This window comes from Paraburkholderia phytofirmans OLGA172 (assembly GCF_001634365.1).
Lineage (GTDB): Bacteria > Pseudomonadota > Gammaproteobacteria > Burkholderiales > Burkholderiaceae > Paraburkholderia.
Genome location: NZ_CP014579.1, coordinates 1023815 through 1037892, shown reverse-complemented (window position 1 = coordinate 1037892; position 14078 = coordinate 1023815). Strand labels below are relative to the sequence as shown.

The following is a 14078-nucleotide window of genomic DNA, read 5'->3' as shown; positions in this document are numbered from 1 at the left end:
CCCTCTTAACGCACCGTGGCTTCAATCTTGAGCTTCTCGACCAAGGTATGCACGTCGGCGACCATCACGCCGGCGCTGCGCTTGGGCGGCTCGCTGACCTTAAGCGTCTTCAGACGCGGCGTCACGTCAACACCGAGATCTTCCGGCTTGATGACTTCCAGCGGCTTCTTCTTCGCCTTCATGATGTTCGGTAGCGTCACGTAGCGCGGATCGTTCAGGCGCAGATCAGCTGTAATTACCGCAGGCAGTTTCAGCGACAGCGTTTCCGCGCCACCGTCGATTTCGCGCGACACCTGCACCTTGCCGTCAGCGACTACAACTTTCGACGCAAAAGTAGCTTGCGGCAGACTCGCCAGCGCAGCCAGCATCTGACCTGTCTGATTCGAATCGTCGTCGATGGCCTGCTTGCCGAGGATCACCAGTTGCGGCTGTTCCTTGTCGACCAGCGCCTTCAGCAGCTTAGCGACCGCCAGCGGTTGCAGGTCTTCGTTCGACTCGATCAGGATGGCGCGGTCCGCACCGATCGCCAGCGCCGTGCGCAGCGTTTCCTGACATTGCGTGACGCCCGCCGACACCGCGATCACTTCTGTCGCGACGCCCGCTTCTTTCAGGCGCACCGCCTCTTCGACGGCAATTTCGTCAAACGGATTCATCGACATCTTCACATTGGCGATGTCGACACCCGTGTTGTCCGACTTCACGCGGACCTTCACGCTGTGGTCAACTACGCGTTTGACTGGCACAAGAATCACCATGAATTTTCTCCCAAGCAGAATTTCGCTTAATTTAGGCCACTGCAGGTAACGATTCGTCTCTACCCGACTATCGTCACCGTGCTGCGGGCATGTAATAGTGTTCCGGACACCGATCCTTTCAGGTTTCCGTTAGCGCTGGCTTGACCGCGAAAACGAAGTCACAGTTGACGGTCCATGGTGCCATGCTCGCGGCAGCGTGCATGCCACGCGAGCGCATTTCCGATCAGATGCGGTGTTTGGCCGCCGCGAATACACGCTTGCGCCACATAGTCGTGCAATGCCTCCCGGTGCAGCGGAGCGGATATAAACGTGTGCCCGATGCGTTGCTCTGGCGCCGTAAGCAGATAGGCTCGCGATGGGGACGCGGCGTCGGCATTGATCTGGTTTCCGAGGATCTTGTCATTCTGGTACGGTATGCGCCGACGAATGGCACGAGCTTCAGCAAGCACGCCATCAATGGCGTAGCCTGTTGATGCTCCCGTCATTAGCGTAATGCGCAGTCCATCTTGCGCCCGCGCAGCCAAAGCACGCGGGACCAGCTTGCAATCACCGGCAGCACCGAAGCGGCTCGCTGCGACGGTCATACCATCAGGGAACAACAATGCTGCTGCCTCCGCGGTCGCAACCTTCTCGCGAAGGCGTGGTATGCGAATGCGCTTCTCTAGCACTTCCATCTCCTTTGTTACGGCGCTCCCTCGTTGCCGACGAGTGCAATCTGATCTGTCGCGTGTGATCAGATCGTGCACTTAAGAGAGTTTAGAGAAAACTTGATCATTTCAAATACGACTTATTACCATACTTGGCAGTCACTTTTTTCATGCCAAGCCGCCGCGAACATTTCCTTTGATATCCGTACTTTGCGCTATTTCGTCCGGACCGTGCGCCTTGGCAACTTCACACAGGCCGCGTCCGCGGTGTTTGTTACCCAATCGACTATCAGCAAGATGGTGCGCCAACTCGAGGAAGAAATTGGCCAGCCGCTCCTGATTCGCGATAGAACACAAGTCGCGCTCACCGATGTAGGGCGCGTGATCTATGAGCGGGGCTGCAAAGCACAATGTGACAATCAATAACCCTCTCCCCTATCGGCCAGAACCTGTTGCTCGACGGTGGTGCGTATAGCGAACATCAGATAGCTACCGTCGCGAGTGTGCCTGTGGTCACGGACTTCCGCATGACCCGTTCAATGCGATTTTTGGCCCGCGGCCAATCGGCTGGATTTCGACGCGGGATGCCAATGGCGTCGCCAACCTGGCGCCGTATAGCTTCTTCAATCCGTTCAACTACACGCCCCCCATTGTCGGATTTTCGAGCATAGGGCCGAAGGATTCGCTGCTGAACATTCGGGAAACCGGTCTTTTCGGCTGGAACCTCACAGAAGGATGGCTCGGTGTCGACGGTCGCGAATGTGACCTCATCAAATGCCTGTACTGGCGTGACGGCGAGCTATGCCTGTTCGCCAAACTCCTGGAGCGTAGGCGCTTTGCGTGGCCTCGTGCTGACGGTGGTATTGTTTCGCTGACCAGTGCACAACTCGGCCTTCTGCTCGAAGGATTCGACTGGCGACAGCCTGTCGATGCAACCCGACCCTGCAGCGCTTTGTAAACGTATGTGACAACGCGCGCGACGGCGTGGAGCTCAACCGTTCGACACTCGCGGACTGGGTCGGCCAGTGCAGTGCGTTGCTCCGGCCACTCGTATAGGTCATTCGCCGGTACGTGATGGCGGCCTCGAGATCGACAACAACGCCGCCGAACGCGGCGCCGCAATCTACACCCTGGCCGGTGCAGCCAAACTGAATGGCCTCGATCCCGAAGCCTATCTGCGCCACGTCATCGCTCGTATCGCTGAGCATCCAGTCAACCGCGTCGACGAACTGCTGCCATGGGTCGTCGCCGACCTGCTCCACGCCGGATGCCGTCGCTTCAATACAACGGCGATTCGTCCCAGATGCGTCCCGCATGGGATGACATACAGCACCGCGCCTTTTCTGGCAGGGACTTCATCAAAATTGTTTCGAAATTATGACGAATTACCTCAGTAAAACGCAATGGTGTAATCCAGCCAGGAAATGACATCATGCAGCTTCGTGCCTTCTATACTCGCGCCGCTGTTTTCGGTCTGAATCCCAACCCGCTAGAGTTAAATCATGAAAAAAATCCCCGTCGCCCTCGCCGTATCCGCTGCACTTGCCGCATCGGCCGCCCATGCACAGAGTTCGGTCACCCTGTACGGCCTGATCGATGCCGGTCTGATGTATACCAACAACGTCAAGACCTCCGCCACTTCGCACGGCAGCCTTTTTCAGGCGACTAGCGGCACCGTCAACGGCAGCCGGTTCGGTCTGCGCGGCGCCGAGGACCTCGGTGGCGGCCTGAAGGCCATTTTCGTGCTGGAAAACGGCTTCAACGTGCAGAGCGGCAAGCTCGGGCAGAATAGCCGGCTGTTTGGTCGTCAGGCGTTTGTCGGCCTGACGAGCAGCGAGTTCGGTACGGTGACGCTGGGCCGCCAGTATGACTCGCTGGTGGACTTCGTGGCACCGCTATCCGGTACGGCCGGCACGTTCGGCGACACGGGCTTCGCGCACCCGTTCGACAACGACAACCTGAACCACACGCTGCGGATGAACAACGCGGTCAAGTACATGAGCAGCAATTATGCGGGCCTGAAGTTCGGCGGCCTCTACGCGTTCTCGAACAACACGGACTTCACGCTGAACCGTGCTTACAGCGCGGGCGCAAGCTACGACTTTGGCCCGTTCAAGATGGCCGCTGGCTACCTGCAGATCAACGGCAACGGCGCTGCCCCCCAGGCGAACACCAGCGGCGCAGTTGACCTCGGCGAAGCGCCTGCCCAGACTGCAGGCTTCAGGTTCGGGGCGAACGTTCAGCGCACGATCGGCGCGGGTCTGAACTACACCTTCGGCCCGGCAGTGGTCGGCTTCGTGTACACGAACAGTTTTTATCAGGGCACGCAATCGTTCAACCTCAACAATGGTTCGCAGCGCTTCAACAACTATGAACTGAACGCCAAGTACACGCTGACACCGGCGGTTACACTGGGTATCACTGACACGTACACCGATGCCCATCTGTCAGGTGCGTTCAATGCGACCGGTACGCGGTACGGCATGGATCCGAAGTGGAATCAGGTCAACCTGCAAGCTGTCTACGCGCTTTCCAAGCGCACGGATGTTTACGCCGAAGGCATGTATCAGCACGCAATCGGCCAAAACGTTGTCGCCTTCATTAATACTTCGGGTGGTGCGTCGTCGACGGCGAACCAGGTGGTCGGCACGGTCGGGTTGCGCACGCGCTTCTAAGGAAGCCTGAAACCGAACCGGTTTAGCCCTGTCTCAGGGCGCAACAGCAGTGTGCGCCGGCAAAAGCACCCGCCGGTGCAAATTCATCTGGGTACGACCGATACAGTTTGATTGGAACGGTCACGTCCAGATGTGTCGGGATTCTCGTCGCGGGTCCAGACGAAACGGCGGTCACGGCGCAGTGAATGCGGAGCGAGAGTCCGCGGACACTTGCGCTGACGCGACTTTCTCCGAGCAACAATTTGGCCCGTCCGTCTGGATGGGCTTTTTTTCGACGTATCCGTCAGCGCATCCCGTCTTGAACGCACCTACGCGTGGTGCAAAGGTGTAGCCATCGTAACAACAGCAAATCGATTGATGGGCTGTCATATCTGGTCGAACCGCTGCTTGCCCAGAACCCTGTCTCGGGCAATCTGTTCGTGTTCGTCGGCCGGGGTCGCTCGAAAGTCAAATGTCTATACTGGGATCGCACCGGCTTCGCGCTCTGGTACAAGCCCAAAATCAACGCGGAACGTGAACATCGCATTGAGATGGAGGTGGTCGTCGACGCCTATACCGAGGAAGAGCGGGCGACGTCGTGGCACTGCTATCTGGAAGAACAGCTCTCGTTTCCATTCGAGGCCAGCATTCGCAAGGCAATGGCCTCTTCACCGCTGCGCCCGGGTGAACACGTCTCGGTCACAGGACTCGCTCATGAAGACCTGTGTCGGGTTGGCATCTTCGTCTGGGTTCGGTGGGGCCAACGTGACGTGGTGGCACCCCTGGCCCAGATCGTTCCCGTGAACTGCGATGAACCAACACAAGTAGCCGTCGCTGACTGGCACTACTGGCATGATCGAGGTTACGTGTTCTGACATCCGGAAAGCCGTCGCACTGTCGCAGTGGGATCTCGCTCACCTCATCCTGATCTCTCGCAGCGTTGTCGATCCCGTACAATGAGCCGATTCGAATCCCGCGACAGATCGCACTTTGCTCCAGCCCCCAGCGCCATGAATCACGATATTGAACACGCTCTCGCCGCCGCGCAGGAGAACCTCATGGCCGGTCGGCTCGATGATGCCGCAGGTTTGCTGCGCGGCATTCTGGCGAGCGTCCCCGACCACGGCGAAGCTCTTGCAGGCCTCGGTTATATCGCCGCCAACCAGGGCGATCATGCATGCGCAGCGGAGTACCTGGTGCAGGCATCGGTGCACATGTCAATGTCTATGGATCAACTGTACTTCGCCGCACAGGTGTGTCAGTTGGCGCAGCGTCGCGATGCTGCGATAGCGCTGTTCGAGCGCTGCCTGACCCAGTTTCCTAACCATGCCGCCTCATTGCATGGTGTCGCAATGTCGCTGATACAGCTTGGCGAATCGCAGCGGGCACTCGATGTGTTGGTGCATCTGTGCAAGACCCAGCCACAATCAGCCGAAGCGCATTACAACCGAGGAACGCTGCTCGGTACGATGGCGCGCTATGAGGACGAACTAGATGCCTACCGGCAGGCGATCGCGCTCAAGCCGCGTTTCGTACGCGCATACGTTAATCTCGGGGTCGCGTTGCGAGATATCGGGCAATTTGATGAGGCATTGCTTCAATTCAAGAAGGCGCTTTCGATCGATCCGAACGACGCCGGCGCACGCACCAATCGAGCTCAGACGAATTTGCTGCTCGGAGAATTCGAACACGGCTGGCGCGAATACGAATGGCGTTGGCGCGATGGCACCTGCAGCCACGGTTTTCCGCAGAACACCCTATGGACCGGCACCCAACCGATAGGTGGCAGGACAATGCTCGTTCATCATGAGCAGGGGTTCGGCGACACGCTGCAATTCGTGCGCTTCGTGGATCGGCTCAGTGCAGCTGGCGCTCACGTCGTGCTGCGTGTTCAGGATGCCCTGCTGCCGCTCCTCCAAAATTATCGGGGTGCGGCCGAAGTCATCGGTGAGACAGGGCAAGTGCCACATTTCGACTATCACATTCCAATCCTGAGTCTGCCGTTTGCGCTCAAGGTTCATGCACCCGATCTCGCACTATCCGGTCCATATGTGCAGGCAGACGACGCGCTTGCCCTTCAATGGGACGATGTTTTTACAGGATCCATCCGACGGCCGAGCATTGGGATCGTGTGGTCGGGAAGCCGTACGCATCTGAATGATCACAATCGGTCCATTTCGCTCGAGCAACTGAAGCCGGTGTTCGATGCCGACGCGGATTTCTTCGCGTTGCAACCGGATGTACGCGACAGTGATCGCGCGTGCCTCGCGCAACTTGAGCAGCGCGGGGTGCTGCGCGATGTTTCCGGGCGGCTCACCACGTTCGCTGAGACTGCTGCGCTGATCGCTCGCCTCGACCTCGTCGTCAGCGTCGACACAGCTGTGGCGCATTTGGGGGGGGCGCTTGGGAAGCCCGTATGGATTGCTTTGCCGTTCATGCCGGACTGGAGATGGCAACTCGATCGAAGCGATAGTCCGTGGTACGCAAAGACGCGGTTGTTTCGACAAACGACGCGAGGCGATTGGACTGGCGTAGTTGCTGCGCTTCGCGCAGCGATCGACGCATTGCGGGGCGGCTGAAGCCGCGACAGTGCATGCGAATCGTACGCCCGATATACCGGCGATTGGCCGCCCACGGGGCGGCGCCACACCGCATCGATTCGCAAGAGTCGCGACTTCCTCTCCGCGCACGCTGTCACTATCCCCTGAAAGGTAGCGTGCTGGAGAACGCGTCCAATTCCATCGCGCGCTCGGCCAGTCGGGCAAGCTTGGGGAAGGCAGCCGGATGAATGACATCGGGCATGAATGCCAATGACGCGGACTGCCAGGTGATCACGACCATCACGTCGGCTTGAGACAGCGCGTCGTCCACCAGCCAGCCGTTACCGGCCCTCGACTCGAGCATCTGAAATCCCGCCAGCGCCTGCTCGCGCAGCGATTCGACAATCGTGGCGATCTGATGCTCGGGCGGACGGATCGACTCGTCATACATATCGCTGAGCTTTCCGTAGATCGCGGACGCGATGCCGATGAACTGCAATGCGTCGCGTCGATTCGCGCCGGAGGGCGCGAGCAATGCGCGTTCTGCTCCGACTTCTTCGTGCAGATATTCGATGATGCTTGTGCTGTCGTAGAGAACCGTGCCGTCGTCGAGCGCGAGCGCCGGCACCTTCACCATCGGGCTGAACGGACGGATAAGATCCTTCTGCTCATAGGCGTGATAGGGCAGGTGCTCGAACGGCATGCCGAGCAGCTTTAGCGTGATGCCGACCCGACGGGTATAGCCGGAAAACCATGGACCGATAAGCTTCATTGTTGACTCTTCGAGATTGACTCTGTTGAGGTTCACTATCGTTTAGAACGCTTCCTTGAAAGGGCGCAGATCGAGCTCGTGCGTCCACGCCGAACGGTGCTGGCGGTGAAGTGACCAGAATGCGTCGGCAATGGCGTCGATATCGAGCAGTCCGTCGACGCCCTTCTGCTTGACATGCTCAGTGAAGCGCGTATGCACCCGTTCTCCGTCGATGCCACCGTCGATCACGACATGGGCGACGTGCAGGCCGAGCGGGCCGAATTCGCGCGCCATGCTTTGAGCGAGCATGCGCAAGCCGGCCTTGCTCGATGCGAAGTGGGCGAAGTTTGGCATGCCTCGAAGCGCGCCCGTCGCCCCGCTGAAAAGAATCGACCCGCGGCCGAGGGGCGCAAAGCGGCGTGCGGCCTCGCGACCCACGAGAAACCCGCCAAAACAGTTGAGCCGCCAGAACGATTCGAAGACGTCCGCTTCCATCGTCCGCAGATCCAGAGGCTGGTTGTTGCCTGCGTTATAGGCAATGAGGTCGGCACTGCCGCCATGTTCGTCTACCTGCATCGCGATGTCGAACAACCGGATCACATCCGCTTCGCTGGTCACGTCCATAACGACCGTGCTCGCCGAGCCGCCCGCCTCGACAATGCTCTCGCGTACCCGTTCGATCTTCGCTTCGGTGCGCCCCGCGATGACGACGTGACGCCCCTCTGCCGCGAATCGGCGAGACAGGCCCGCGCCCAGCCCTTGCTCCGGCCCCACTCCGATGACCACCGCCTTCAGGCGGTCCGAGACCGACGTTTCTTCATTGATAGACATGGATACTTTCTTTTCCGAAATGAACTTCGGCGGCGCTTCGAACTGTTCGCGAACAACGAATCGACTGCGAAGTGCAAGCGCGACCCCAAGACGTAGCGGATGCCACGCTCTGTAACGTTGCGGACATGGTTGACCAGCCGGAACGGCACCCTCGCGACACAAAGTGCAAAGCTAAGTGGAGCAAACTCAATATGACGCGCAGCGGATTGCCCTGTGCGTCGGCTGCGACATGCAGTTTCGTGCTCAATCCTCCCCGTGACCGCCCAAGTGCCTGCGGCCCCGCTTTTTTGGGCGCCGGCTGAATGTTGGTGCGCCAGTACGAGAGATCCATAGCACGCCTCGACAAACAGACGATTGTCTGCCGCCGTGCGTCCCGGATCGCTTGCCTTGCCTGACAACAGATGGTCGATCATGGTCCATTGCGCGTCGCTCATCAGCCAGCGAACCATCCTGATCTCCCATAAAAATCAGGATGTAAACACAATTCGTTGATTGTTAGCATCCCCTAGCAATAAGATGTTCGCCCGTGATCCATCGCGCGTCCTTCGATGCGAGGAAGACTGCGATTGACGCGATGTTCAACGTACGGGCCTATTCCGTGCTCCACGCAATGTCGTGAAAGTCGATGGAGACCAGCAGCGGTTCATCGATCTTTCGTCCGGCGTCGTCGTAGGCAAACACGCGTCGCGACATCGGCACCAGGATGCCGCCTACGTCGCGATAGTTCGACGCATAGTTCGCACCCCGCGCACCGCCCATCACATCCACCGTATAGTCGTGGCGGCGCAGCAAGCCATCCTCGCCGAAATAGGAGATCTGCTCCCGGCTATGGCTGGTGACCGCGTCCGGAAACGTGACTTTCAGCCGCCGCCACGTCTCGCCGTTTTCCTGCCACGTGGACAGCTCTTCCGTCTGGAAGCCCGGATAGGTGTAGAGAAACGGGATCGTCAGATAGCTCCACAGGGCGTAGCTGCAAAAGTACAACGCATGCAGGCGGTCCCACGGTGTCATTTGCGTATGGCCGTCGAACGCGGTTCGCGGTGCGTGGCGCTCTTCGACAGCATCTTCATGAAGGTTTGTGATCGCAATCCGGTCCGGAGCGAAATCGCCTTTCCAGCCACCGTCAGGTGACGACATCGCGACGTGCTGTGTTACCGGATCCAGATCCACAGCCAGTTCGATGTTCCTGAACATGTCCGGCTGGCCTTTGAATCCCCAAATCGCTCCAGCTATGTCGAGTTTGAGAGAGGCGGAACGAATCTTCTTCCAGTTTTCCAAACCACCATGTGCTTTGACTGCGTCTTCGAGCAGGGTACTCATTGCGTTTACTCCCGTTACCCAGTGTTGGCCTTGTCCTGGGTGCCGCGCGGCCAAATGGCGGCCTTCGGCGTATGTTGACCTGACATCAAAGCTCCGCGATTGGCCGAGCCAGCAATGCCGTTCCGTTTAGTGTGAATTCCGGTTCGCGTTTTCCGCTGAACAGAGGAAAAGGGGACATCCCGTCCTGCGCGGCACGAGCTTCTGCCCTTGCCAGTTACATCGGATCAGACCCGACGGTGTCGGCATCCGCTATAATCTGCAGGTCGATCACACTGCAGAAATCAGTATTACTGTCGTACTGCAGATTGTCAAGGTCTTTATTTGGGGCGGAAGCAATGGGACATTCACAGGCAGAGAAGGCGGCCAGCCGGGAGCGCATCCTGGACGCGGCGGCCCGGCAAATCAACGAAGGCGGGCTGGATAGCGTTGCCGTGGCCGAGTTGATGCAGAACGCCGGCCTGACCAAGGGCGCCTTCTATGGTCATTTCGAGTCGCGCGACGCGATGATCGCGGAGGCCGCGAGGCGAGCCATGGAGCGCGGCCGGAGCAAGCTCGTCCGGCTTTTCTCGGACAACGACAGCCCGTCGCTGGAGCAAGTCGTGGACGTCTGGCTTGATCCGTCTCATGTCCAGGACTTCATCACGGGTTGCGGCATCTGCGCCCTCGCCGGCGAGGCACGGTTCGCGAGCGCGGAAGTCAAGCAGGTCGTCGCCGAGCAATTCAACTGGTCCGTTCGGCAAATTGCACGCACGATAGGTGCCGACGAGTCCGCAACCGCCCGTGCCACGGCCATTCTCACGGCTATCATCGGCGCCGTCAGCATGTCACGCGCCGTTGGCGACGCGGCTCTTGCGCGAGATATTCTGGCGAACACGAAAGCGATGATTCTGCACACGCACGATGCCTCGGCGTGACGCGACCGGCCGAACGGTTGCTGACACGCAACCACAGCCCAGGTAGGTTTCGTATTGAAGGTGAGTTGACGAAGCCGGTGTCTGCATCGGGCAGACGTTCCTTCGGCGTGTTGTTTCGAGCCTCGCACCCGCCGCTGCATATGTGCGCTGGCCGAGCACCTGTGAAACAGCACAACGGTACGAACGGCGCTGTCAACTTGCCGAGAGCGAGACGGCACTACGGCCCGATAGGAGTCGCGGTGCAGGAAAGGTTTTCTCCCGCACGAGCGAGACGGTTCTTTCCCCACGCAGCGATCACTGCGGCAAAACTCGTCGCGGGCCATTCACCGAGCTTCACCTGTCGCATGCGCAATTCAGTGACTTACGGCCTCTATAGGAACACATCGGACCATGTCGCACACGTCCGGGTTTTGCGCTATTCGTTCTCGTCGAAGTAGTGCCCGAACTTCAACTGCTTGGTGCGGATATAGCGCTCGTTTTCCTCGCGCATTGGAATCGCCAGCGCGACCCGCTCGCATACCGGAATGCCGTGCTTCGACAGCGTGTCGAATTTCTCCGGATTGTTGCTCATCAGGCGCACCGAGGTGACCTTCAGCGTGCGCAGAATGCCCGCCGCCGAATCGTATTCGCGCGAGTCGTCGGGCAAGCCGAGATCGAGATTGGCCTCGACGGTGTCACGACCCTGCTCCTGCAGCGCATACGCGCGAATCTTGTTCGACAGGCCGATGCCGCGCCCTTCGTGACCACGCAGATAGAGCAGCACGCCGCAGCCTTCGGCCGCGATATAACGCAGCGCCAGATCGAGCTGCTCACCGCAATCGCAACGATACGAGCCGAGTACGTCACCTGTCAGGCACTCGGAGTGCAGGCGCGTCAATACGGACGACTGGTTTGCGACGTCGCCCATCACGAGCGCGAGATGTTCGGCGCCGCTTTCGGCCACGCGAAACACGTAGGAGGTGAACGTGCCGTAGCGCGTAGGGAGCGTGGCGGTGGCGTCGAGGACGACGCACTCGCCGCTAATTGCGCCGTCTGCTGCTTGCGACGGATCGTGAGACGTGAGCATGGCGTTGGACAATGGGGCTGACATGAACCCGATCAAACCGGGGATAAGGTAAGGCTAGGAGTTTACCGCTAATCGGCGCGACGCACCCGGATGTCCACGCGCCGTACAAGGAACCGCTGCGGCGCCGCGCTGCTCAAGGGACTAAACCAGGCCAGAGAGGCCACGCGCCACAGGTATTCCCGAAGTCCCTTGGGCGCGCGTCGCGCCTATACTTGAATGGCCTGTCCCTCACGACAGCGCGCCGCATCGGCGTGCTGCACTGCGAAACGGAGCCGCTCCATGACAAGCGTTGCCCAGCTTCTTAAAACGAAACCGAACAACACCATCGTCTACACCGTCGGGGCCGATGATTCCGTCTACGAGGCGATCAAGCTGATGGCTGAAAAAGGCATCGGCGCACTGGTCGTGACGGACGGCGACAGCATCGCCGGAATCATTACGGAGCGGGACTATGCGCGCAAAGTCGTGCTGATGGACCGTTCATCGAAGGCCACGCCGGTGCGCGACATCATGAGCAAAGCCGTACGCTTCGTCCGTCCCGACCAGACCACCGAAGACTGCATGGCCCTGATGACCGAACGGCGCATGCGCCACTTGCCGGTGATCGACAACGACCGGCTGGTGGGCATGGTATCGATCGGCGACCTCGTGAAGAACATCATCGCCGAGCAGCAATTCACGATTCAGCAACTGGAGTTCTATATCCACGGCGAACGGCCTTAGGTTCGCCGCTTCTTGCGCGCCTAGCGCACGTCTATCGCGTGTCGCGCATCGCACGCTGCCGAAACAGGGCGCAAAAAAAGCCCAATCCTTGGAAAAGGTTGGGCGAAGCTACCTTGCGGCAGCGGAGGTTCTTGAATTGTGGACTAGCTGCTAATCGCAAGCGTGCGGTCAATTCACTCGCGCACGCCCTTGCTCGATCTGGTCAGCTACCGGCCAGACCGGCCGGCAGCCGCCGAATTTAATTACCGAAATAAACTGACTTCGGACCGGACATCGGCTGCACCACGCCGCCCGATTGCGACGAACCGCTCACCGCGCCACCGTAACCGCTGGTATTCGCGACCGGTTCCTGCGTCTGCGCAACGGCCGGGTTTTGCGCCTGCACTTGCCTTTCGGCGGCCTGAATGTCAGCCGGATAGTTCGTGTCGTTGGTCGCGGCCGGGTTGTAGCCGGCTTTTTCCAGCTGGATCAATTGATTGCGGACTTCCGCGCGGGTGATGGGTTGGTCGCTCGATTGAGCGAACGAAGCGACCGGGGCGGCGAGAACGGCTGCAATGGCGAGTGCCTTGATGAGCGATTTCATGATGACTTACCTCCAGACCTGGTTTTTTGCTTCGCTTGCCACACCGTGCGGGAAGCGAGTTACTCCAGTCTAGTCACACAATCGCCAAGGGAAAACCCTTAATTTTAAGATATTTAATTGTTAAAAACGCAAGAATGCGGCGAAACTTACCGCCGAGAACCCTTGAAGCGCTGGCTTTGCCGTAATAATTGTCGGGATCGTAACCCTTCGTGTCTGACGTTTCGAAAACATGCCCACACTGAGCGTGTTTTGCTGTATTGGCCGGCGCTGATGGTCAAATTTGCGCGCCCGTCAAAGCGATGGCATGCGGCGGCAGCAACAGTTTTCGCGGCCCGCTGACGAACGCGCTGCCGGGTTCGAAAAACCGTAGCGGCCGATGCATTTCGCGCGACAAGCCGATGCGCGTCGTCACGCCAATCGGCCCATCCCCCTTCTCGATCATGCCGATCCACAGGCCGCGCCCGGTGCAAAGATCGCGACCGTCGAACGACTGACCGATGCCTATGGCCATGGTGAGCCGGCCGGGACCGCGCGCGAGGTCGCGCAGCGGCACGCCGGGCCGCCGCGCTTCCATCAGGGGCAAGCCTTCCAGCGGTTCGATGGCGCGAAGCAGAATGCCGGCGCCGACTTCTTCCGCTTCCGCGGACATATTCAGCATGTACGAAAGCCCGTACGTGAGCCGGACATAAGCGTGGCCGGGGGCGAGAAACAGCGAGCCGTTATACGCGCGGCGGCCTGGAAAAGCGTGGCCGGTCGAATCGCCGACCGGATATGCCTCGGTTTCGACAATTCGTCCGCTGATACGGCCTTCGGGGAGGTCATGCACCAGGTATTTGCCGACCATGAAGCGCGCCAGCGCGACTGCATCGAGCGGCAAATCGTCACGAAGTAATGGGAGAATGGGCAGCGGCTGATTTGGCATGCGGTCCGAACGGGGGGCGTTAAGCGCAAAGCGCAGGGTTCCATAGATGCGCGGCCTGCCAGCGCAGCAGACCCGCCAACGGGCGTGCCACCCGCGCGGCATCAAGCGGTAAAGCGCCATCGGCCTGCATTCATCGGCCCATTCGTTGTAGCAAAACCTCATTTCAGGGCAGCGGCGCATTGATCATGGCACTAATTGGAGTATCGTGTGTTTCCGGCCAGCAGTACGGCCTTTGCCGGCATGCGCGTGTTTACGCGCACTTGATCAGCTTACAGATTGCAAGAAGTTGCACGACCCGCAGCAACGTTCCATTCAGATTTGATCCCGATGTACCGCTGGTGCAGTACCCCGGTCCCATCCAGGGGCCGTTGT

The 14078-nt window shown here is 59.4% G+C and carries 13 protein-coding genes and 7 pseudogenes; 10 read left to right on the top strand and 10 right to left on the bottom strand.

Annotated elements, in window-relative coordinates; translation table 11 throughout:
- Positions 1-5: 5 nt before the first annotated feature.
- Together AYM40_RS24930 and AYM40_RS24925 are read right to left on the bottom strand one after the other, a co-directional pair.
- Positions 6-755, bottom strand: a complete 750-nt coding sequence (locus tag AYM40_RS24930) for an electron transfer flavoprotein subunit beta/FixA family protein (RefSeq protein ID WP_063498873.1) — start codon at positions 753-755, stop codon at positions 6-8.
- A 158-nt stretch (positions 756-913) separates the two neighbouring features.
- On the bottom strand, positions 914-1423 hold the full coding sequence (locus tag AYM40_RS24925) for a hypothetical protein (protein WP_148662421.1): 510 nt from the start codon (positions 1421-1423) through the stop codon (positions 914-916).
- A 168-nt stretch (positions 1424-1591) separates the two neighbouring features.
- Between AYM40_RS24925 and AYM40_RS24920 the strand changes: the two are divergent.
- The 8 genes and pseudogenes from AYM40_RS24920 to AYM40_RS24900 all read left to right on the top strand — a co-directional run.
- Positions 1592-1810, top strand: a pseudogene (locus AYM40_RS24920) (LysR family transcriptional regulator); the annotation flags it as partial.
- Positions 1811-1946: 136 nt separating this feature from the next.
- Positions 1947-2129 (top strand): annotated as a pseudogene (locus tag AYM40_RS42675) (flavin reductase family protein); the annotation flags it as partial.
- Between the two features lie 36 nt (positions 2130-2165).
- A pseudogene (gene tnpB, locus AYM40_RS43815) lies at positions 2166-2360 on the top strand (IS66 family insertion sequence element accessory protein TnpB); the annotation flags it as partial.
- A gap of 115 nt (positions 2361-2475) precedes the next feature.
- Positions 2476-2649: pseudogene (locus tag AYM40_RS38960) on the top strand (transposase domain-containing protein); the annotation flags it as partial.
- 255 nt (positions 2650-2904) lie between these two features.
- Positions 2905-4077: a porin gene (locus AYM40_RS24910; protein ID WP_063498869.1), complete on the top strand. Its 1173-nt coding sequence runs from the start codon at positions 2905-2907 to the stop codon at positions 4075-4077.
- 314 nt (positions 4078-4391) lie between these two features.
- Positions 4392-4511 (top strand): annotated as a pseudogene (locus AYM40_RS43810) (hypothetical protein); the annotation flags it as partial.
- Between the two features lie 96 nt (positions 4512-4607).
- On the top strand, positions 4608-4931 hold the full coding sequence (locus AYM40_RS43805) for a calcium-binding protein (RefSeq protein ID WP_063500679.1): 324 nt from the start codon (positions 4608-4610) through the stop codon (positions 4929-4931).
- A 135-nt stretch (positions 4932-5066) separates the two neighbouring features.
- Positions 5067-6635 (top strand): tetratricopeptide repeat protein, encoded by a 1569-nt coding sequence (locus AYM40_RS24900; RefSeq protein ID WP_063498868.1) that lies wholly within the window; start codon positions 5067-5069, stop codon positions 6633-6635.
- Positions 6636-6753: 118 nt separating this feature from the next.
- Here the strand turns inward: AYM40_RS24900 and AYM40_RS24895 are convergent, their stop codons facing one another.
- The 5 genes and pseudogenes from AYM40_RS24895 to AYM40_RS24885 form a co-directional block, all read right to left on the bottom strand.
- Positions 6754-7368: a glutathione S-transferase family protein gene (locus tag AYM40_RS24895; protein WP_063498867.1), complete on the bottom strand. Its 615-nt coding sequence runs from the start codon at positions 7366-7368 to the stop codon at positions 6754-6756.
- A gap of 42 nt (positions 7369-7410) precedes the next feature.
- The gene (locus tag AYM40_RS24890; RefSeq protein ID WP_063498866.1) at positions 7411-8178 is read right to left on the bottom strand and encodes an SDR family NAD(P)-dependent oxidoreductase; all 768 of its coding nucleotides are present in this window, start codon (positions 8176-8178) and stop codon (positions 7411-7413) included.
- A 187-nt stretch (positions 8179-8365) separates the two neighbouring features.
- Positions 8366-8473: pseudogene (locus tag AYM40_RS43800) on the bottom strand (IS5/IS1182 family transposase); the annotation flags it as partial.
- Between the two features lie 200 nt (positions 8474-8673).
- Positions 8674-8757, bottom strand: a pseudogene (locus AYM40_RS43510) (oxidoreductase); the annotation flags it as partial.
- Positions 8758-8769: 12 nt separating this feature from the next.
- Entirely contained in the window at positions 8770-9498 is a 729-nt protein-coding gene (locus AYM40_RS24885; RefSeq protein ID WP_063498865.1) for a hypothetical protein, read from the bottom strand.
- Positions 9499-9833: 335 nt separating this feature from the next.
- On the opposite strand from AYM40_RS24885, the gene AYM40_RS24880 reads away from it, so the two are divergent.
- On the top strand, positions 9834-10412 hold the full coding sequence (locus tag AYM40_RS24880; RefSeq protein ID WP_063498864.1) for a TetR/AcrR family transcriptional regulator: 579 nt from the start codon (positions 9834-9836) through the stop codon (positions 10410-10412).
- A 415-nt stretch (positions 10413-10827) separates the two neighbouring features.
- Here the strand turns inward: AYM40_RS24880 and ribA are convergent, their stop codons facing one another.
- A complete protein-coding gene (gene ribA, locus AYM40_RS24875; protein WP_063498863.1) occupies positions 10828-11478 on the bottom strand; it encodes a GTP cyclohydrolase II in 651 nt (216 codons plus the stop codon).
- A gap of 279 nt (positions 11479-11757) precedes the next feature.
- Here ribA and AYM40_RS24870 point away from each other — a divergent pair, with 279 nt between their 5' ends.
- Positions 11758-12201: a CBS domain-containing protein gene (locus tag AYM40_RS24870; RefSeq protein WP_063498862.1), complete on the top strand. Its 444-nt coding sequence runs from the start codon at positions 11758-11760 to the stop codon at positions 12199-12201.
- Positions 12202-12439: 238 nt separating this feature from the next.
- Here the strand turns inward: AYM40_RS24870 and AYM40_RS24865 are convergent, their stop codons facing one another.
- Together AYM40_RS24865 and AYM40_RS24860 are read right to left on the bottom strand one after the other, a co-directional pair.
- Complete coding sequence (locus tag AYM40_RS24865; protein ID WP_063498861.1) at positions 12440-12784, bottom strand: DUF4148 domain-containing protein; 345 nt, start codon at positions 12782-12784, stop codon at positions 12440-12442.
- Positions 12785-13058: 274 nt separating this feature from the next.
- The gene (locus AYM40_RS24860; RefSeq protein ID WP_063500678.1) at positions 13059-13706 is read right to left on the bottom strand and encodes a DNA-3-methyladenine glycosylase; all 648 of its coding nucleotides are present in this window, start codon (positions 13704-13706) and stop codon (positions 13059-13061) included.
- Positions 13707-14078 lie beyond the last annotated feature (372 nt).